An 18,999-nucleotide genomic window follows, 5' to 3' on the forward strand; every position below is an offset into this window, starting at 1 on the left:
CGGGAGCACTACGGTTCACGGGTGGATCGCGAGGACACCAACACCCGGACGATCGGTTCCGAGACAACAGGTTCGCACGCGCCGGACCCCCGCACCGTCGACCGGCTGCTCGGCGGAGCCCACCACAACCCGCACGGCGTCCTCGGCGCGCACGCCGGCCGCGACGGCACCGTCGTCCGCACGCTGCGCCCGCACGCCGACGCCGTCAGCGTCCTGCTGCACGGCGACGCCGACCGCTCCTACCCTCTGACCAAGGTGCACGACGCCGGGCTGTTCTCCGGCGTCGTGCCGGGAGCCCCCGACGACTACCGGCTGTCGGTGACCTTCGGAGACGACACGCACGTCGTCGACGAGCCCTACCGCTGGCTGCCCACCCTCGGCGAGGTCGACCTGCACCTCATCGCCGAAGGCCGCCACGAACGCCTGTGGGACGTCCTCGGCTCCCACGTGCGCAGCTACGAGACCGCGTCCGGGCCGGTCACCGGCACGAGCTTCGCCGTGTGGGCGCCGTCCGCGCAGGGCGTGCGCGTCACCGGCGACTTCGACGGCTGGGCCGGGTGGGCCCACCCCATGCGCTCGCTGGGCAGCTCCGGCATCTGGGAGCTGTTCGTGCCCGACGTGGGCGTCGGCACCCGGTACAAGTACCGCATCCTCGGCCAGGACGGGCGGTGGCGCGACAAGGCCGACCCGATGGCGTTCGCCACCGAGATCCCGCCCGCGACCGCGTCCGTGGTCACCGAGGCCGGTCACGAGTGGGGCGACACCGACTGGATGACCGCGCGGGCCGGTCGCCGCGCGCACGCCGAGCCGATGAGCGTCTACGAGATGCACCTCGGCTCCTGGCGGTCCGGGCTGGGCTACCGCGAGCTGGCGCACGAGCTCGTCGAGTACCTCGACGAGACGTCGTTCACCCACGTGGAGCTGCTGCCCGTCGCCGAGCACCCGTTCGGCGGGTCGTGGGGCTACCAGGTCACCTCGTACTACGCGCCGACGTCGCGGTTCGGCTCGCCCGACGACTTCCGCTACTTCGTCGACACCCTCCACCAGGCCGGGTACGCCGTCATCGTCGACTGGGTGCCCGCGCACTTCCCGCGCGACGAGTGGGCCCTCGCGAAGTTCGACGGCGGCCCCCTCTACGAGCACGCCGACCCCCGCCGCGGCGAGCAGCCCGACTGGGGCACCCTCGTGTTCGACTTCGGGCGCCGCGAGGTGCGCAACTTCCTCGTCGCCAACGCGCTGTTCTGGTGCGAGGAGTTCCACATCGACGGGCTGCGCGTCGACGCCGTCGCCTCGATGCTCTACCTCGACTACTCGCGCGCCGACGGCCAGTGGCTGCCCAACATCCACGGTGGCCGCGAGAACCTCGACGCCGTCGCGTTCCTGCAGGAGATGAACGCGACCGTCTACCGCAACCACCCCGGCGTCGTCACCATCGCCGAGGAGTCGACGGCCTGGCCCGGCGTCACCCGCCCCACCCATCTCGGCGGCCTGGGTTTCGGGTTCAAATGGAACATGGGCTGGATGCACGACACGCTCGACTACACCGGGCGCGACCCCATCCACCGCAGCTTCCACCACAACCAGATGACGTTCTCGCTGATGTACGCGTTCAGCGAGAACTACGTCCTGCCCATCAGCCACGACGAGGTCGTGCACGGCAAGGGCTCGTTGTGGACGCGCATGCCCGGCGACGACTGGAACAAGGCCGCGGGCGTGCGCGCCCTGCTGGCGTTCATGTGGGCGCACCCGGGCAAGCAGCTGCTGTTCATGGGCGGCGAGTTCGGGCAGGTCCGTGAGTGGTCCGAGCAGCGCTCGCTCGACTGGGACCTGCTCGAGGACCCGTTCCACGCGGGCATCCGCTCGCTGGTCGGCGACCTCAACCGCGCCTACCGCGACCAGCCGTCCCTGTGGGCGCTCGACACCTCGCCCGCCGGGTTCTCCTGGATCGACGCCAACGACGCCTCCGGCAACGTGCTGTCGTTCCTGCGCCACAGCGCCCGGGACTCCGACGACGGCACCCCCACCGTGCTGGCGTGCATCGCCAACTTCTCCGGCGCCCCCAACGAGAACTACCGCGTCGGCCTGCCCTTCGCCGGGCGCTGGCGCGAGCTCGTCAACACCGACGCCGAGGTCTACGGCGGCTCCGGCGTCGGCAACCTGGGCGTCGTCGAGGCGGAGCGCAAGCGCTGGCACGGACGTCCCGCGTCCGCGGTGCTGCGGCTGCCCCCGTCGGGCGTGCTGTGGCTGGTGCCCGACAACACCGGTGGGCCCGTGCACCGCAGCGCCGTCACGGCCTCCGAAGCGCCTCCGCGGCCGACGCCCGTCACCGAGCCGCCGGTCGTGCCCGTCCCCGAGGGTGCCGGTCACGCCCCCGTCGCGGGATCGCCGGGCGCTCCCGCGCGCGACGACGACCCCGACGCGGTCAGCGAGGCCCGCGACATCGAGGTGCCGCCCGCCTCGGCGGCGGTGCCCTCACCGCGGTCCGACGAGGCGGCCGGCCCCGACGACGCCACCAGCAGCGACACCCAGTAGGTCAGCAGGATCGCGGCGTACAGCGATCGGCCGACGGGCGACCACGCGTCCCCGTCGGCCCACAACGCCCCCCACGACACCGGGATCACCGCCACCGCGAGCAGCACCGCCGCGACGGGGCGCGCCCAGCGCAGCTCCCGGCCCAGGGAGATCAGCACCAGCACCCCCGGCCACAGCAGCAGCAGATAGTTGTGCCAGGCGATCGGCGCCGTCAGCAGACCCGCCGCCACGACCGCCCACGGCGCCGTGCCCGCCGGGTCGGCCCCGCCGGTGCGGGCGCGCCGGCCGAGCACCACCAACGTCGCCACCAGCAGCAGCCCGCCCGCGACGGTCCCGACCGTCGAAGACAACCCGAACCGCACCGCCACCCCGGGCAGCGCGGCGTTGTCCACGACGTCGGGCACGGCCGTCGTCAGACCGATCCGCAGCCACTCCACGCCGCTCGACCAGCCCGCCGCCGCGACCCCGACCAGCGTCGCCACCGCGGCGCCCGCGACCCCCGCGACACCCGGCCGCCACCGGCCCTGCACGAAGGGCAACAACAGGACGGGCGCCAACGACGGCTTGAACGCCACCGCCACCCCGTACAGCACCGCGGCGAGCATCGGCCGTCCGCGGCGCTCTGCGATCCAGCCGGCCGCGAGCGCGACGAGCAGCAGCCCGTAGATCTGGCCCAGCAGCAGGGTGCCGTGCAGCGGTGAGGACAGCAGCAGCGCCAGCACCGCCGCCGCGGTCCAGACCTTGCCGATCCGCAGCTCGCGCGCCACCGCCCACACCGCGCCGACGACCATCAGCACCGTCAGCACCGCCCACAACCTGTACGCGGGCAACGCCTCCAGCAGCGCGAACGGCGCCAGCAGCACCGACAGCACCGGGGGGTTGAGATTGGTCAGCTTCGCCGGGGTCCGGTAGATGTCGTCGCCGTGCACCATCGCGACGGCCGAGTGCCAGAACGTGTCGAAGTCGGGGTGGAGCTCCCGCATGTCCGGCGACGGGACCATGCCCAGCAGCACGTCCCGGTGCACGACCGTCAACGCCACCGCGGTGCCGAGAGCCACGAGCACCAGCACGGCCGCGACGAGCCGCCCGGGCGTGAGGCGGGCGGCCAGGGCTGAGCCTCGGGGCGGGGAGTCCGACACGACCGTCGACGGTAGCGACGCCGGTGCGTTCCGGCGCTCCCGGGGTCCGGCGCTCCCTTCGCCGAGCTCGACCTCGGACTGGTTCCGGCCATGATCGAACCAGCCTGGTGTCGGTGAGGTTCGTCGATCCGCGGGAGGCGTCCGTTCGGTGGGATCCCGCACTCCGGCCCCACGACGGCCCGCCGACGATCACAATGGGAGCGTGCTGCGCGCGCGACGAGGAACGACGACGGTCGCGCTCGTCGTGGCGCTGGTGGTCGGCGTCCTCGCCGCGGCGTGCACCGGCCCGGCCCCGTCCCCGGCAGGTACCTCGTCGAGCACGGGCAACCCGGCGACCGCCGGAGTCGCCGCCACCGTCGCGCCCGTCGACCCCACCCTCCCCGGCCGCACCACCGACGACGTCGCCCGGCTCACCGTCGACGCCCTGCAGACCTACTGGCGTACCGCCCTGCCCGGCCGGCTCGGCACGCCCTGGCGCGACGTCACCACCATCGCGCCCGTCCACGTCGACGACCCGTCCGCGCCCCAGCCGCCCTGCGCCGCGAAGGCTGCCGACCTGCGCGGCAACGCCTTCTACTGCCCCGCCGCCGACGCCGTCGTCTGGGACGCCGACGTGCTCCTGCCGCAGCTGCGCGAACGCTTCGGTCCCGCCGGGGTCGTCGTGGTGCTCGCCCACGAGTTCGGGCACGCCGTCCAGACCCGCATCGGGGTCGACGAGGCCCAGCGCGCCGACCCCGCAGCGCACCCGACGATCCTGCTCGAGGCGATGTCGGACTGCTACGCCGGCGCGGTGATCCGCCACCTCGTCGACGCCACCGCCACCGGCGGACCCGTCGACCTGCCGATGCGCGCCGCCGAACGCGACGCCGCACTCCGGGCGCTGGTGACCTTCCGCGACCCGCTCGGCACGCTCGCCGCCGACACCACCGCCCACGGCAACGCCTTCGACCGGCTCTCCGCCGTCGAGGACGGCTACGACTCCGGCCCCACCGCCTGCGCGGGCATGACCACGGCCGGCCGGGACTTCACGCAACGCCGGTTCGGCTCGGCCGCCGACCGTGCCCGCAACGGCGACCTTCCCCTCGACCGGCTCGTCCCCGCCGTCTCCGGCGACGCGAAAGCGTGGTTCGAGGGCCTCGTCGCGGCCAGGGGCATCGCGGGGTACTCGGCGCCCGACCCGCGGCCCGCACCGCCCTGCGCCGACGCCGGGCCCCAGGGTCCCGTCGCGTACTGCGCGGCCGACGGCGGCGTCGTCACCGACCTCGCCGCGCTGGGCGCCCTGCAGCAGCGTTCCGGCGACTTCGCGGGCGCGACGCTGCTCGTCTCCCGCTACGCGCTCGCGGCGCGCGCCGGCGCGACACTGTCGGCGACGGGATACGACGCCGGCCGGTCCGCCGTGTGCCTGGCGGGCGCATGGACCGCACGCCTGGTCGACCCCACCGGAGGCTTCGGCCTCTCCCCCGGCGACCTCGACGAGGCCGTCGCCGTGCTCCTCGACGAGGACTGGGCCGAGACCGACGCCGTCGGCACCGTCGATCCCGCCGACAACGGCTTCGAACGCCTCGGCCACTACCGCCGCGGGTTCGACGGCGGCCCGGGAGCGTGCGGCATCTGAGCCCGGCCCCGGTCCCCGTCCTCTGTCCTCCCGGACGGACGAGGACACGGCGGGGGATCAGAAACGTCGGGGGTCAGACACGGCGGGGATCAGAACAGGACGCGGGCCAGCGCACGCCGCGCCGCGGCGACGCGGGCGTCGTCTGCGGGATAGAGCTCGAAGAGACCCACGAGGTGCTCGCGCACCCGGTCACGGTCCTCGCCGAACGTCGCACCCGCGGTGCGCACGAGCCGCGCGAACGCCGCCTCGACCTGGTCGGTGGCGACCTCCGCGTCGGACGCCGCCAGCTGCGCGTCGACGTCGTCGGGGGCGGCGTCGGCCGCCGCGATCGCCGCCGGGTCCGCCGCCTCGGCGCGGGCCAGGAACCGGACCTGCCCGATCGCCGCCTGCGCCTGCTCGTTGGCCGGCTCGACGTCGAGGATCTGCTGGTAGGCGGCCTCGGCGGCGGCGTAGTCGCCCGCCTCGAGCGCATCCTCCGCCGCGGTGAACCGCGGATCCTCCGGCTCCTCCTCCGGTTCCTCCCCACCCGCCGCCGCGGCGCGCTCCTCGGCCTGGCGGATCCCCGGCATCTGCGCGCGCAACGTCTCGAGCAGCCCGTCGATCCACTGCGAGACCTGGGCCTCGGGCAGGGCACCGTTGAAGCCGTCGATCGGCTGGCCGCCCGCGAGCGCGATGACCATCGGGATCGACTGGACGCCGAACGCCTGCGCGATACGGGGGTTCGCGTCGACGTCGACCTTGGCCAGGATCCAGGCGCCCTTGCCCTTCTCGGCGAGCCGCTCCAGGACAGGGCTGAGCTGCTTGCAGGGCTGACACCAGGTGGCCCACAGGTCGACGACCACGGGGACCTGCGTCGACCGGTCGAGCACCTCGGCCTGGAACGTCGCCTCGGTGACGTCGACGACCCACGACCCGCCACCACCGTCGGCATCGGGACCCGGCGCGCCGCCCGCGGGGGCGCCGGAGGCCTGCGCACGCGTGGCCGCTTCGGAACGCGCCTTCAACGCGGACAGGTCGACGGCACCGGCCATCGACGCCATCGCCGCGGACTGCGCCATCTGACGAGGATCGGGACGTGACACGCCGTTCATCCTGACACGCCCCCGCACCGGTCGGCGCGCCCGCCCCGGTAGCGGGCAGCGCGCGGCCGCGCCCGGGCGGGCGGCGCCGCCCCGGAGGAAGAGTCGTCCGCATCACTGCGGCGCGCCGTTCGTTGGACCGGGCAGGGGTGCGGAGTGCGCACACACCGGCACTGCGCGTGACCGACATCGGAGCCGTCTGGGCGGCCGACGCGACCGGAGGACGCAGCATGAACGACAAGAGGGCCGACAACGCCGTGGCCGACCGGCTGCTCAGCGAGGCCCGCAAACGGACCGCCCAGCAGCACAAGGCCCCCACCGGCCGCGGCAGGATCGCGATGATCGTCGGCATCGTCGCGCTGGTCGTGAGCCCGATCTCGATCGCGGGCTGGGTCGTCGGGCTGGTCACGCTCGGCCTCGGGCTCACCGCCGTGCGCAAGCCCGACCAGGCCAAGCTCGCCAGGATCGCCCTCGTACTGGGCGCGGCAGCGATCTTCGTCGCGACGTTCTTCTTCACGCTCAGCATCTCGCTGCGCTGAACCGCGCCCGTGGCGCGGAGCGCACCGTCGCGGTGCCCGGTCAGGCCTCGCCGAGCGCCTCGTCGATCCGCTCGACCTTCGCCGTCAGCTGATCTGTGTACCCGGGCCGGATGTCGGCCTTGAGCACCAGACTCACCCGGCTCGACCGCGCCTGCACGGCCTCGACGGCCCGCTTCACGACGTCCATCGCCTCGTCCCAGGTCTCGGCCTCGATCGTGGTGAACATCGACGTCGTCTCGTGCGGCAGGCCGGACTCCCGCACGACCCGCACCGCCTCCGCCACCACCTCGGCCACGCTGTCGGAACCCCCACCGGACGGCGCCACACTGAATGCCACGAGCATGAGCGCAGCCTGCCGCACCGGCGGCAGGCCCGCGAGGCCGGTCGGTGCGGCTCACACCGGCCGGGATCAGCGCGCACCCGACCACGCCGTAGCTGATCACTGCCCTGCACGCACCCATGACACTGCTAGCGTGCCTGGTCATGGTGTCGCGCGATCCGCTTCCGTTCGACCCGATCGAGCGCGCGGCCGAACTGTGGGAGGCGCGGATCGGGCCGTCGGGCACGATGGCCGCGGTCACGAGCGTCATGCGTGTGCAGCAGATCCTGCTCTCCGCCGTCGACGCGGCGCTGAAGCCCCACGGTCTGACCTTCGCCCGGTACGAGGCACTCGTCCTGCTCTCCTTCGCACGCAGGAGCAGCCTCCCGATGCGCGTCATGGGTGAACGGCTCCAACTGCACCCGACGAGCGTCACCAACATCGTCGACCGCCTCCAGGCCGACGGCCTCGTCCGCCGCGTGCCGCACCCCACCGACCGCCGCGCGACGCTCGTGGAGATCACCGAGGACGGCCTGAACCGGCTCGCCGACGCCACGAAGTCGGTCACCGACGACGACTTCGGCCTCCGCGGCCTCGACGCGGGCGAGAGCAAGCAGCTCACCACCCTGCTCGGCCAGGTGCGCCGCGCCGTCGGCGACTTCGACTGACCCCGGCGTGACTCGACCTTCCTGACGCCCGAGCAGCGGCGTCGGGTACGTCGTCCCGGCGCCAGGAACGGCGTCACGCCCTTCACCTGCGACCGGTCCGCCGCCGCCCGGGGCGGCCGTCCCGCGATCGACGGCGGGGCCGATCCGCGCCCGGGCCGGGGGCGTGCCTGTCGGGACCCGGCCAGGCCCGCATGGTGCGCCGGCCCGCAGCCGCGCGCCGCCCCCTGCCCTGCAGCCGGCCCGCACCGTAGCCGGCCGCGAGCCCGCTGCCGACCGAGCTCGCGATCACGTACACCGAACACGCCGTCACACCCACCGTGCCTCCGTCCCGCGACGGCCCAACCACATCGCCGTCAACTCTCATCGACTCAACAGAGTTGACAGTAGCCGCCGACCCCGACAAGATCGTCGCCGTGAAGGCCGAGGAGATCGGAAGCGCGCTGCGGGCCGAGCGCGCCGCTCGTGGGTGGTCGCTGTCGGATGCCGCCCGCGAGATCGGCGTGCTCGCGGCGCGCACGGGCCGGCGGGTGGCGTCGACCGGCAGCCTGCGCACCCAGCTGTCACGCTGGGAGAACGGCCGCGTCACCGCCGACGCCGACTCGCTCGCCCTGCTCGCGGAGCTGTACGAGACGCCGGAGCTGCGTGCCGACCGGCAGGATCCCGCCGGCGCTCCGATGGCATCGCCCGCCGAAAGACTGCGCGCGGCCCTCACGCGAGCAGCCGCGGTCGACGACGCGACACTCCACCTGTTGCGGGCGCAGCTCGCGGTCAACGCCGAGCTCGACGCCACGCTCGGCGCCGCCGGCGCGGGACAGGCGGTGGCGGCTGCGATCGAGCAGCTCGACGCGACGTCGGTCCACACGGTCGACCCGCGCCGCCGCCGTGCGGTCGCCGAGCTCCTGGCACAGGCGGCACTGCTGGGCGGCTGGCAGGCGCTCGACCAGGACGAGCCCGACGTCGCCTTCACCCGCCATCGCGTGGCGCTCGATGCCGCCCGGCTCGCCGACGCCCCGGCCCTGACCGGCCAGGCGCTGGCCGGGTGCGCATCGGCGCTGCTCGCCGTGGGCCTGCCCGCGGAGGCCGAGGCGGTTCTCGCCGAGGCGCCTGCCTCGGGTGCCGGCGCGGCCTGGGTACGGATCGCCCACGCGGAGATCCGGATGTCGTGCGGCGAGCGCGACGACGCGACCCGCCTGTACGACGACGCCGCGACGTTCGCGCCCGCAGGTGAGGCCGCCGGCGACGGGGACAGACCTGTCCCGTGGCGTCCGGGCGTCGTCCCTGCGACGGCCGCACCGCCGATCGCACGCCGGCGGGGCGCTGCTCTCGCCCCCTACGACGACGCCGCGCTGGAACAGCTCCGCGCCGGCGTCGAGGAGCCGGGGCTCCCGGCCCGCGAGCGTGCGCGGCTGCGCACCCAGCTCGTGCTGGCGCTGGTCGCACGCGGCGTGCGCGCCGAGGCGGAGGAGCAGGCCGGGCGGGCCCGCGCTCTCGCGGGCACGATCGGCTCGCACCGCGAACAACGCCTGCTCGACGAGGTGCTCGGATGAGCATCGCGTGGATCGGCGTGCGGTGGGCTCAGCCCCGTCCGTCGGCCCCGAGCGCCTCGATCAGCGCGTCGGCGGCGGCGTACGGGTCGAGCTCCCCCGATCCGACGCGAGCGGCGAGCGTCGGGAGCGCGGCCGCGCCCCCGAGGTCGCCGAGGCGGTCCTGGAGCCTGCGCAGGGCGACGGCCTGGATCTCGGCCTCGGCACGCCTGGTGCGCCTGCGGGCGCCCTCACCGCTGCGGTCGAGCCAGTCACGGTGGGCGTCGACGGCCTCGACGAGCTTGTCGATGCCCTCGGCGCGTGCGGCGACGGTGCGCACGATCGGACGCGTCCAACGTTCCTGCACGTCGCCCCCGTCAGCGGCGTCGGTGCGCGCGCCGAGCGAGACCATGTACCGCAGGTCGCGGACGGTCTGGGCGGCGCCGTCGCGGTCCGCCTTGTTCACCACGAGCACGTCGGCGATCTCGAGGATCCCGGCCTTGGCGGCCTGGATGCCGTCGCCCATGCCGGGGGCCAGCAGCACGAGCGTCGTGTCGGCGAGCCCGACGACCTCGATCTCCGACTGCCCGACGCCGACGGTCTCGACGAGCACGACGTCGCAGCCGGCAGCGTCGAGCACGCGCAACGCCTGCGGGGTCGACCAGGCGAGACCGCCGAGCTTGCCCCGCGTCGCCATGGAGCGGATGAACACGCCGTCGTCGGTGGCGTGCTCGCCCATGCGCACGCGGTCGCCGAGCAGCGCCCCGCCGGAGAACGGCGAGGACGGGTCGACGGCGAGCACCCCGACCCGGCGGTCGCGGGCACGCAGCGCCCCGACCAGGGCCGACGTGGTCGTCGACTTCCCGACGCCGGGCGAGCCCGTGATCCCGACGATCTGTGCCCGGCCGGTGTGCGGCGCGAGCGCCTCGACGGCCTCGCGCAGCTGCGGGCCGTCGTTCTCGACCATCGAGATGAGCAGCGAGACCGCCCGCGCCTCGCCGCGCCGCGCGCGGGCGACGAGGTCGCGGGGGTCGTGTCGTGGGCTCAGCGGTGCCGCCGGGTCGCGCCGGGATCGGTCGCGCGCGTCAGGACGCCGCGGGCACGCGGACGATCAGGGCGTCGCCCTGGCCGCCGCCACCGCACAGTGCGGCCGCGCCGACGCCGCCGCCCCGGCGGCGCAGCTCGAGCGCGAGGTGCAGCGCGATGCGGGCACCGGACATGCCGATCGGGTGGCCCAACGCGATGGCACCGCCGTTGACGTTGACCTTGTCCTCGGAGATGCCGAGCTTGCGGGCCGACACGACGCCGACGGCCGCGAAGGCCTCGTTGATCTCGACGAGGTCGAGGTCGGCGGGGTCGATGCCCTCCTTCGTGCAGGCCTTCGCGATGGCGTTGGCGGGCTGCTCGTGCAGGCTCGCGTCCGGGCCGGCGACGACGCCGTGGGCGCCGATCTCGGCGAGCCAGGTCAGGCCGAGCTCTTCGGCCTTGGCCTTGCTCATGACCACGACGGCGGCCGCGCCGTCGGAGATCTGCGAGGCGGAGCCGGCGGTGATGGTGCCGTCGGAGGAGAAGGCGGGCCGCAGCTTGGCCAGGCTCTCCACGGTGGTCTCGGCGCGGATGCCCTCGTCGGTGGAGAACACCACCGGGTCCCCCTTGCGCTGCGGGATCTCGACGGGCGCGATCTCCTCGGCGAAGACGCCGTCCATGGTGGCCTTGGCGGCACGCTGGTGCGAGCGCGCGGCGAACTCGTCCTGGTCGGCGCGCGAGAGCTCGTAGCGGGCGTTGTACTTCTCGGTGGACGCACCCATGGCGACCTGGTCGAAGGCGCAGAACAGGCCGTCGTAGGACATGTGGTCCTGCATGGTGACGTCGCCGAACTTGTAGCCCTCGCGCGACTTGGCGAGCAGGTGCGGGGCCTGCGTCATCGACTCCTGTCCACCCGCGACGACGATGTCGTACTCGCCGGCGCGGATGAGCTGGTCGGCCAGGGCGATCGAGTCGATGCCCGACAGACAGACCTTGTTGATCGTGAGGGCGGGGACGTCCATCGGGATGCCGGCGGCGACGGCCGCCTGACGGGCGGGGATCTGACCGGCGCCCGCGGTGAGGACCTGGCCCATGATCACGTAGTCGACCGTGTCGGGGGCGACGCCGGCGCGCTCGAGCGCCGCCTTGATCGCGATGCCTCCCAGCTGGGCCCCGGAGAAGCCCTTGAGGGAACCGAGCAAGCGCCCCATCGGGGTGCGGGCACCGGCGACGATCACGGATCCGGACACGGAAGACCTCCAGCGACTGCGGCGACGAAGCAGTGGACGATTGACGGCGTTCTACGGCCGACTGGTCGACCGGGGACGCACTGCCGCACCAGGTGCGGCCCCGTGTCCCGGCGTTGCGGCGTGGCCCGCGAGAGCCGCGCCGACGGCGGGACCTCCCACGGACCATACCTGCCGATCCGGGCTTTCGAACCTGTCGGAACGGATGAGGCGGTGAGAGCCCGAACACGCCGTCCTGCAGCTACATTGCCTGGTCATGACAGCAGACACGACCGGCATCGGCGCTCTCGTGACCTCGGTGGACCACGTCGGCATCGCCGTGGCCGATCTCGACGAGGCGATCGCCTGGTACCGGGACAACCTGGGGCTGGAGGCGGTTCACGTCGAGACGAACGAGGAGCAGGGGGTCCGCGAGGCCATGCTTTCCGCCCCTGGCGACTCCGGCACCCAGATCCAGCTCCTGGCCCCGCTGAACGAGCGGTCGACGATCGCCAAGTTCCTCGACCGCAACGGCCCCGGCCTGCAGCAGCTGGCCTACCGGGTGCGCGACATCGACGCGGCAGGGGCGGCACTGCGGGCGAAGGGCCTGCGGCTGCTCTACGACGAGCCGCGCAACGGCACGGCGGGCTCGCGGGTCAACTTCGTGCACCCCAAGGACGCGGGTGGTGTGCTGGTGGAGCTGGTCGAACCGGCCGCGGACGCCCACCACTAGGACCGGCGGCGCCGGCGTCCCGGACGCGGCCACGAGCCGCTCCGGGCGCGGCGCACGCCTGCGCACGGCTCTTCCTGCCTGCGGAGATGCGTCCGCGGGACCGCGGTCGCGCCGGAGCGGCCGGAACGTGGCGTCGGCCACCCTCGGGGGGTCGACCAGGCACGCGGCTGTTGTCGATTGACATAGTTATCGCTACCTTCGGGATACCAAGCGGCAGCGGTACGCGGTGCCGGACACGACTCAGCCACCGGAGGCAGGCCGTGAAGGAGATTCTCGAGGCGGTTCTCGCCGAGCAGTACGACGCCATCGGCTCGCTGCCGGTACCAGAGGACTACCGCGCCGTCACCGTCCACAAGGACGAGCAGACGATGTTCGAGGGCATCGCGACCAAGGACAAGGACCCGCGCAAGAGCCTGCACGTCGACCAGGTCGCCACCCCGGAGCTGGGCCCGGGCGAGGCGCTCGTCGCGGTCATGGCCAGCGCGATCAACTACAACACCGTCTGGACCTCGATCTTCGAGCCGGTGTCGACGTTCGGGTTCCTCGAGCGCTACGGCCGCATGTCGCCGCTGGCCTCGCGCCACGACCTGCCCTATCACGTGGTCGGCTCCGACCTGGCCGGCGTCGTCGTGCGCACCGGCCCCGGCGTCAACGCGTGGAAGCCGGGCGACCGCGTCGTGGCGCACTGTCTGTCGGTCGAGCTCGAGAGCCCCGACGGGCACGGCGACACGATGATGGACCCCGAGCAGCGCATCTGGGGTTTCGAGACCAACTTCGGCGGCCTCGCCGACCTGGCGCTGGTGAAGTCCAACCAGCTCATGCCGATGCCCGAGCACCTGAGCTGGGAGGAGGCCGCCAGCCCCGGCCTGGTCAACTCGACCGCCTACCGGCAGCTGGTGTCGCGCAACGGTGCTGACATGAAGCAGGGCGACACCGTGCTGATCTGGGGGGCGTCGGGCGGGCTCGGCTCGTACGCGACGCAGTTCGCCCTCAACGGCGGCGCGACCCCGGTGTGCGTCGTCTCGTCGCCGGAGAAGGCCGAGATCTGCCGCAAGATGGGCGCGGAGCTGGTCATCGACCGCAACGCCGAGGGCTACCGGTTCTGGAAGGACGAGCACACCCAGGACCAGAAGGAGTGGCGGCGCTTCGGCAAGAAGATCCGCGAGCTCACCGGCGGCGACGACCCGGACATCGTGTTCGAGCACCCGGGCCGCGAGACCTTCGGCGCGAGCGTGTACGTGGCGCGCAAGGGCGGCACGATCGTGACGTGCGCGTCCACGTCGGGCTACGAGCACCAGTACGACAACCGCTACCTGTGGATGAACCTCAAGCGGATCGTCGGCTCGCACTTCGCCAACTACCGCGAGGCGTGGGAGGCCAACCGGCTGGTCGCGAAGGGACTGGTGCACCCCACCCTGTCTCGGGTCTACCCGCTCACCGAGACCGGGCAGGCGGCGCTCGACGTCCACCACAACCGCCACCAGGGCAAGGTCGGCGTTCTGTGCCTGTCCCCCGAGGAGGGCCTCGGCGTGGTCGACCACGACAAGCGCGCTCAGCACATCGACGCGATCAACCGGTTCCGCGGGGTCTGACACCCGGCCCCGGGCGCGACGGCCACCGGACGGCCCGTCGCCCGGTACGGTGACGCGCATGGTGGGTGCCCCCGACCCTCGACGTTCCCCGGCCGGCTTCCGCGTCGCACGTCGCGGATACGACCAGCAGGAGGTCGACACACACCTGCAGCGTGTCGACGCCGACCTGCGCATGGTCGTCGCCGACCGTGACGCGGCCGCGGCCGGCATCACCGAGATCACCCGTGAGCTCGACGTGGTGCGCTCGGAGAACGAGGCGCTGCGGTTGCAGGTGCGCAAGCTCTCCGCGCCGCCGCAGGACGTTCAGGGAATGAGCGAGCGGTTACGGTCGATGCTGCGGCTGGCGCAGGAGGAGGTCGCGGAGATCCGCGCCCGCGCCGACGCCGAGGTCGCGCAGGCCCGCGCCGACACGGAACGCGACGCCGGGAGGTTGCTCGCCGACGCTCGCGCGGAAGCGGCGCGGATCGTCGGCGAGGCCCGTGAGGCGGAGGCCGCCGTCGAGGCGCACCGCGTGGCCACGGAGGACGACCTGGCGCGTCGCCGAGCGGTCGCCGAGGCCGAGATCCAGGCGGCCGACGACCAGGCCCGCGCCCAGCGCGAGGCCTTGCTGGCCGAGTCGGAGGAGCGTCGTCGCGCGGTCGACGAGGACTTCACGATCGCGATGAACCAGCGCCGGTCCGAGGCGTTGGCGGCGTTGACGACGGAACGGACCGCGGCGCAGCGGGAGATCGCGCAACGGCGGGCCGACTCGCAGGACGAGGCGGCGGCGACGCTGTCGCAGGCCCGTCGGCAGGCGCAGGAGATCGTCGCCGACGCCGAGGCGCACCTGATCGAGCTCACCGCGCTGCGGGGCCGGATCGCCGAGCAGCTCAGCGGGTCGAGGTCCCGTATCGACCAGCTGCTCGAGGTCATCTCGCCGCTGCACGGGGAGACGGAGCTGCTCGACCGCCGCACGCCGGGTCCGCTCCTCTGACCGACGGACCCCGGCTCGCGCCAGGCCCGCTTCACGAGCGACCGCGGAGCCCGAGCGCGGAGCCCGACACCCGGCCGCCGAGCCCGATACCCGGCCGCCGAGCCGACACCGGACTGGTCCCGGCACCGCGGCAACCAGTCCGCTGTCGAACTCGGCGCTGAACCACCGACGGCCATCGGCGCGGCATGCGGGCCGGAGCGCGGTCAGCGGCGGCGGCCCGGGCGCCTGCGGTCGCGGGCGTTCCAGCAGGGCAGGTGCCAGTGCCGGCGCTCGCCGACGGAGCCGTACTCCCCCGCCGGCCAGGTCACGACGTGTGGCGTGCCCGACGGCAGGGTCTGGTCGCAGCCGGGGCAGCGGTAGTCCTTGACCGACGCGCCGCCGGGGATGTGCCGGACGTGCCAGTCCCCGTCGGTTCCCGACTCGGTGCGGCTCAACGCCGCGGACCCCAACGGCCGGTGCGGTGCCGCCCACTTCGAGGAGGCCGACGACGCGGCCCGGCGGGGGCGGTTCGCGCGCGGCACACCCCGAGTTTACGGGGCGTGCCGCGCGGGACGGTCAGCGTCCGGCGTAGTCGCGGAAGCCGTGCCCGGTCTTGCGGCCCAGCCGCCCGGCGGTGACGAGGTGCTCGAGCAGCGGCGCCGGGGCGAACCCGCTCTGGCGGAACTCCAGGAACAGCGACTTCTCGATCGCGAGCGACACGTCGAGACCGACGACGTCGAGCAGTTCGAAGGGGCCCATCGGCAGGGCGCAGCCCGTCTTCATGGCGGCGTCGATGTCGTCGGCGGTCGCGTAGTGCGCCTCGAGCATCTTGACGGCGTCGTTGAGGTACGGGAACAGCAGCGCGTTGACGATGAACCCGGCCCGGTCGCCACAGGAGACGGCGACCTTGCCGAGCTTCTCGCAGAGCGCGACGGCGGTGGCGGAGACGTCGGCCGAGGTGGTGATGGTCGAGACGACCTCGACCAGCTTCATGACGGGCGCCGGGTTGAAGAAGTGCAGGCCGACGACGTCGGAGGGCCGCGAGGTGGCGGCGGCGCACTCGACGACGGGCAGCGACGACGTCGTGGTCGCGAGGATGGCGCCGGGCTTGCAGATCTCGTCGAGGGCACCGAAGACTGCGCGCTTGACGTCGAGCTCCTCGGCGACGGCCTCGACGACGAGGTCGACGTCGGCCATGTCCTCGAGGCGTGTGGTCGCGGTGATGCGGGCGAGGGCGGCGTCGCGGTCGGCCTCGGAGAGCTTGCCGCGCACGACGCCCTTGTCGAGCGACTTGCGGACGGCGGCGAGGGCGGCTTCGGCCTTGGAGTCGCTGCGGCCGCGGACGACGACGTCGTATCCGGCCTTGGCGAAGACCTCGACGATCCCGGTGGCCATCGTCCCGGTGCCGACGACCCCGACGCGGGCGATCTCGCGCAACGTGACGTCGGCGGGGATGGCGCCGGTGGGGGTGTCGGTGTCGGGGACGACCTTGGAGCTGTGCGGCTTGGCGTAGGTGTAGAAGCCGCGGCCGCTCTTGCGGCCCAGCAGGCCGGCGGTGATCATCTGCTTGAGGACGGGCGCGGGGGCGTGCATCAGGTTCCGCGACTCGTGGTACATCGTGTCGAGGATCTCGTAGGCCGTGTCGAGGCCGATGAGGTCGAGCAGCGCGAGGGGGCCCATCGGGTAGCCGCAGCCGTGGCGCATGGCGGCGTCGAGGTCCTCGCGGCTGGCGTAGCGCGACTCGTACATGCGCGCGGCGTGGTTGAGGTAGCCGAACAGCAGCGCGTTGGCGATGAAGCCGGCGCGGTCGCCGATGACGACGGGCACCTTGTCGAGCGTGGCGGCGAAGGCGCGCAGGTCGTCGATGACGTCGGGCTCGGTGACGACGGAGCGGACGAGCTCGACGAGTTTCTGCACGGGCGCCGGGTTGAAGAAGTGCATCCCGACGACCTTGCCGGGGCGGCCGGTGCGGACGGCGAGCTCGGTGACCGACAGCGACGAGGTGTTGGACGCGAGGATCGTCGAGGGGCCGACGACCTTGTCGAGCTCGGCGAGGATCGACGCCTTGAGGTCGAGGTGCTCGGGGACGGCCTCGACGACGAGGTCGCAGTCGGCGAGGTCGGCCAGCGAGGTCGTGGTCCGGATGCGGCCGAGGAGCTCGTCGGCGTCGGCCTCGGTGAGTTTTCCGCGCTCGATGGCGCGGGTCGTCGACGTCTCGAGGTGGTTGCGGCCGCGGGCGACGGCGTCGTCGTCGGTCTCTGCCGCCACCACCTGCAGACCGTTGCGCGCGAAGACCTCCACGATGCCGGCGCCCATCGTGCCCAGCCCGACGACCCCGACCGTCCGGAACTCCCGTGTCACGCCAACGACCTCCCGCATCTCGAGACGACTCACCTGTTCGGCGCCGATACTCCCATCCCGAGTGCTCGGGATACCACGCATGTCGTGCGGAACACCCCGGCGATCAGCGTCCCAGGCGTAGCCGCGTCATCCTGACCAGGCCTTTCATGGCCGACGCGGGGCGTCGGAAACTGGTCAGGGGCACCGGGAGGGCGAAGCGCTGGCGGGCCACGGCGCGGGGCCGGGCGAACTCGCGCAGGCCGTCGTCGCCGTGGATGCGGCCGAACCCGGAGTCGCCGACGCCGCCGAACGGCAGCGCGGGGATGCCGGCGAAGGAGATGACGCCGTTGACCGCGACCATGCCGCAGCGCAGCCGGTCGGCGATCTCCTCGCCGCGGGCCTTGGCGAACACCGACGCGCCCAGCCCGTAGGCGGTGCCGTTGGCGCGGCGGACCGCCTCGTCGACGTCCGGGACCCGGTTGACGACGAGCAGCGGCCCGAACGTCTCCTCCGTGACCGCGACGCTGTCCTCGGGCACGTCGGCCACCACGACGGGGTCGACGAACCTGTCGCGCACGGAGTCGGGCCCACCGACGAGCGCCGTTCCGCCGGCGGCGATGGCGTCGCGGACGTGCCGTTCGACGATCGCGGTCTGCGCGGGCAGGGTCATCGGCCCGAAGGAGTCGCCCGCCCGCAGGGCCCCGGCACGCTTGGCGACCTCGGTGGTGAAGGCGTCGGCGACCTCGTCGACGACGTAGATCCGTTCGACGCCCACGCAGGTCTGCCCGGCGTTGGACATCCCGCCCCAGACGGCGGCGTCGGCGGCGGCGACGAGGTCGGCGTCGGTGTCGACGATCATCGCGTCCTTGCCGCCGCACTCGATGAGGACGGGGACGAGGTTCTCCGCGCACGCGGCCATCACACGCTTGCCGGTGGCGGTGGACCCGGTGAACGCGATCTTGCCGACGCCGCGCGCCCGGCACAGCGCCGCCCCCGTCCCCCCGAAACCGGTGACGACCTGCAGCAACGGCGCGTCGGGGAGCACCTCGGCGAGGGTGTCGGCCAGCGCGCGCCCGACACCGGGGGTGAGCTCGCTGGGCTTGAACACGACCGTGTTGCCGGCCGCGAGCGCGTAGGCGATCGAGCCCATCGGCGTGAAGACGGGGTAGTTCCAGGGCCCGATGACGCCGACGACGCCGACCGGTGGGTAGGACACCGTCGCCGCCTGGTTGGCGCCGAGCAGCCCGGGCCGCACCGTGCGCTTGCCCAGGACGCGCTTGGCGTTGCGGGCCGCCCAGTCGAGGTGGTCGACGGCGAGGATCAGTTCGAGGCGCGCGTCGTCGAGGGGTTTGCCGGTCTCGGTGACGATGACGCCCGCGAGGTCGTCGATGCGTTTGGCCAGCAGCGACCGCCACGCGGCGAGCTTGGGCAGCCGGCCGTCGAACCCGAGGCCCGCCCACCAGGCGGCGGCGTCGGTGGCCCTGTCGACGGCGGCCTGCACCGCCGCGGCGTCGTGCACGGGATGGGTGCCCACGACCTCACCGGTGCGCGGGTCCTGCGACTCGAACGTCCGCGCGGCGGCGTCGGTGGCGGTCATTACTCAAGAGTAACCGGATCGCCGGGGGTCGCGCGGGCCGATCGCGGCCCACGCGACCAGCGACGGATCAGAACGTGATCAGCGGTTTGATGATCCCGTCCTCCTTCGTCGTCATCATC

At 73.4% G+C, this 18,999-nt stretch carries 15 protein-coding genes and 1 pseudogene; 8 read left to right on the forward strand and 8 right to left on the reverse strand.

The window, feature by feature from the left end; all coding sequences use genetic code 11:
* The first annotated feature begins 21 nt into the window (after positions 1–21).
* Complete coding sequence (gene glgB, locus PSU4_RS20390; RefSeq protein ID WP_373866083.1) at positions 22–2,532, forward strand: 1,4-alpha-glucan branching protein GlgB; 2,511 nt, start codon at positions 22–24, stop codon at positions 2,530–2,532.
* 218 nt (positions 2,533–2,750) lie between these two features.
* Here glgB and PSU4_RS32510 read toward each other — a convergent pair.
* A pseudogene (locus PSU4_RS32510) lies at positions 2,751–3,533 on the reverse strand (glycosyltransferase family 87 protein); the annotation flags it as partial.
* A gap of 340 nt (positions 3,534–3,873) precedes the next feature.
* On the opposite strand from PSU4_RS32510, the gene PSU4_RS20400 reads away from it, so the two are divergent.
* Complete coding sequence (locus tag PSU4_RS20400; RefSeq protein ID WP_147110780.1) at positions 3,874–5,286, forward strand: neutral zinc metallopeptidase; 1,413 nt, start codon at positions 3,874–3,876, stop codon at positions 5,284–5,286.
* An 89-nt stretch (positions 5,287–5,375) separates the two neighbouring features.
* On the opposite strand, the gene PSU4_RS20405 is transcribed toward PSU4_RS20400, so the two are convergent.
* Positions 5,376–6,344: a thioredoxin family protein gene (locus PSU4_RS20405; protein ID WP_246115239.1), complete on the reverse strand. Its 969-nt coding sequence runs from the start codon at positions 6,342–6,344 to the stop codon at positions 5,376–5,378.
* 251 nt (positions 6,345–6,595) lie between these two features.
* Here PSU4_RS20405 and PSU4_RS20410 point away from each other — a divergent pair, with 251 nt between their 5' ends.
* A complete protein-coding gene (locus tag PSU4_RS20410; protein ID WP_147110783.1) occupies positions 6,596–6,904 on the forward strand; it encodes a hypothetical protein in 309 nt (102 codons plus the stop codon).
* A gap of 40 nt (positions 6,905–6,944) precedes the next feature.
* Here the strand turns inward: PSU4_RS20410 and PSU4_RS20415 are convergent, their stop codons facing one another.
* A complete protein-coding gene (locus PSU4_RS20415; RefSeq protein WP_147110786.1) occupies positions 6,945–7,247 on the reverse strand; it encodes a thiamine-binding protein in 303 nt (100 codons plus the stop codon).
* A 140-nt stretch (positions 7,248–7,387) separates the two neighbouring features.
* Here PSU4_RS20415 and PSU4_RS20420 point away from each other — a divergent pair, with 140 nt between their 5' ends.
* Both PSU4_RS20420 and PSU4_RS20425 read left to right on the forward strand, forming a co-directional pair.
* Positions 7,388–7,891, forward strand: coding sequence for a MarR family winged helix-turn-helix transcriptional regulator (locus PSU4_RS20420; RefSeq protein WP_147110789.1), 504 nt, complete (start codon positions 7,388–7,390; stop codon positions 7,889–7,891).
* Positions 7,892–8,268: 377 nt separating this feature from the next.
* Positions 8,269–9,438: a helix-turn-helix domain-containing protein gene (locus PSU4_RS20425; RefSeq protein WP_147110791.1), complete on the forward strand. Its 1,170-nt coding sequence runs from the start codon at positions 8,269–8,271 to the stop codon at positions 9,436–9,438.
* A gap of 28 nt (positions 9,439–9,466) precedes the next feature.
* Here PSU4_RS20425 and meaB read toward each other — a convergent pair whose 3' ends face one another.
* Positions 9,467–10,381 (reverse strand): methylmalonyl Co-A mutase-associated GTPase MeaB, encoded by a 915-nt coding sequence (gene meaB, locus PSU4_RS20430; protein WP_246115240.1) that lies wholly within the window; start codon positions 10,379–10,381, stop codon positions 9,467–9,469.
* 118 nt (positions 10,382–10,499) lie between these two features.
* Positions 10,500–11,690: an acetyl-CoA C-acetyltransferase gene (locus PSU4_RS20435; protein WP_147110797.1), complete on the reverse strand. Its 1,191-nt coding sequence runs from the start codon at positions 11,688–11,690 to the stop codon at positions 10,500–10,502.
* A gap of 253 nt (positions 11,691–11,943) precedes the next feature.
* Here PSU4_RS20435 and mce point away from each other — a divergent pair, with 253 nt between their 5' ends.
* From mce to PSU4_RS20450, 3 genes are all read left to right on the forward strand, one after another.
* The gene (gene mce, locus PSU4_RS20440) at positions 11,944–12,399 is read left to right on the forward strand and encodes a methylmalonyl-CoA epimerase (protein WP_147110800.1); all 456 of its coding nucleotides are present in this window, start codon (positions 11,944–11,946) and stop codon (positions 12,397–12,399) included.
* 260 nt (positions 12,400–12,659) lie between these two features.
* A complete protein-coding gene (gene ccrA, locus PSU4_RS20445; RefSeq protein WP_147110801.1) occupies positions 12,660–13,991 on the forward strand; it encodes a crotonyl-CoA carboxylase/reductase in 1,332 nt (443 codons plus the stop codon).
* A 58-nt stretch (positions 13,992–14,049) separates the two neighbouring features.
* Positions 14,050–14,964, forward strand: coding sequence for a DivIVA domain-containing protein (locus PSU4_RS20450; protein WP_147110804.1), 915 nt, complete (start codon positions 14,050–14,052; stop codon positions 14,962–14,964).
* A gap of 203 nt (positions 14,965–15,167) precedes the next feature.
* On the opposite strand, the gene PSU4_RS20455 is transcribed toward PSU4_RS20450, so the two are convergent.
* The 3 genes from PSU4_RS20455 to PSU4_RS20465 form a co-directional block, all read right to left on the reverse strand.
* A complete protein-coding gene (locus PSU4_RS20455) occupies positions 15,168–15,485 on the reverse strand; it encodes an Rv1322 family protein (RefSeq protein ID WP_147110807.1) in 318 nt (105 codons plus the stop codon).
* Positions 15,486–15,519: 34 nt separating this feature from the next.
* Positions 15,520–17,304 (reverse strand): 3-hydroxyacyl-CoA dehydrogenase family protein, encoded by a 1,785-nt coding sequence (locus PSU4_RS20460; RefSeq protein WP_147110810.1) that lies wholly within the window; start codon positions 17,302–17,304, stop codon positions 15,520–15,522.
* Positions 17,305–17,407: 103 nt separating this feature from the next.
* Positions 17,408–18,880 (reverse strand): aldehyde dehydrogenase family protein, encoded by a 1,473-nt coding sequence (locus PSU4_RS20465; RefSeq protein ID WP_147110813.1) that lies wholly within the window; start codon positions 18,878–18,880, stop codon positions 17,408–17,410.
* Positions 18,881–18,999 lie beyond the last annotated feature (119 nt).

This window comes from Pseudonocardia sulfidoxydans NBRC 16205 (genome assembly GCF_007989085.1).
In the GTDB taxonomy this organism is placed as follows: domain Bacteria; phylum Actinomycetota; class Actinomycetes; order Mycobacteriales; family Pseudonocardiaceae; genus Pseudonocardia; species Pseudonocardia sulfidoxydans.

Bases quoted from the DNA above. Each gene is read 5' to 3' on its own strand.
- PSU4_RS20405 (WP_246115239.1), bottom strand. From the start codon at position 6,344: ATGGCGCAGTCCGCGGCGATGGCGTCGATGGCCGGTGCCGTCGACCTG.
- PSU4_RS20410 (WP_147110783.1), top strand. From the start codon at position 6,596: ATGAACGACAAGAGGGCCGACAACGCCGTGGCCGACCGGCTGCTCAGC.
- PSU4_RS20415 (WP_147110786.1), bottom strand. From the start codon at position 7,247: ATGCTCGTGGCATTCAGTGTGGCGCCGTCCGGTGGGGGTTCCGACAGC.
- PSU4_RS20420 (WP_147110789.1), top strand. From the start codon at position 7,388: ATGGTGTCGCGCGATCCGCTTCCGTTCGACCCGATCGAGCGCGCGGCC.
- meaB (WP_246115240.1), bottom strand. From the start codon at position 10,381: ATGGTCGAGAACGACGGCCCGCAGCTGCGCGAGGCCGTCGAGGCGCTC.
- mce (WP_147110800.1), top strand. From the start codon at position 11,944: ATGACAGCAGACACGACCGGCATCGGCGCTCTCGTGACCTCGGTGGAC.
- PSU4_RS20450 (WP_147110804.1), top strand. From the start codon at position 14,050: ATGGTGGGTGCCCCCGACCCTCGACGTTCCCCGGCCGGCTTCCGCGTC.
- PSU4_RS20465 (WP_147110813.1), bottom strand. From the start codon at position 18,880: ATGACCGCCACCGACGCCGCCGCGCGGACGTTCGAGTCGCAGGACCCG.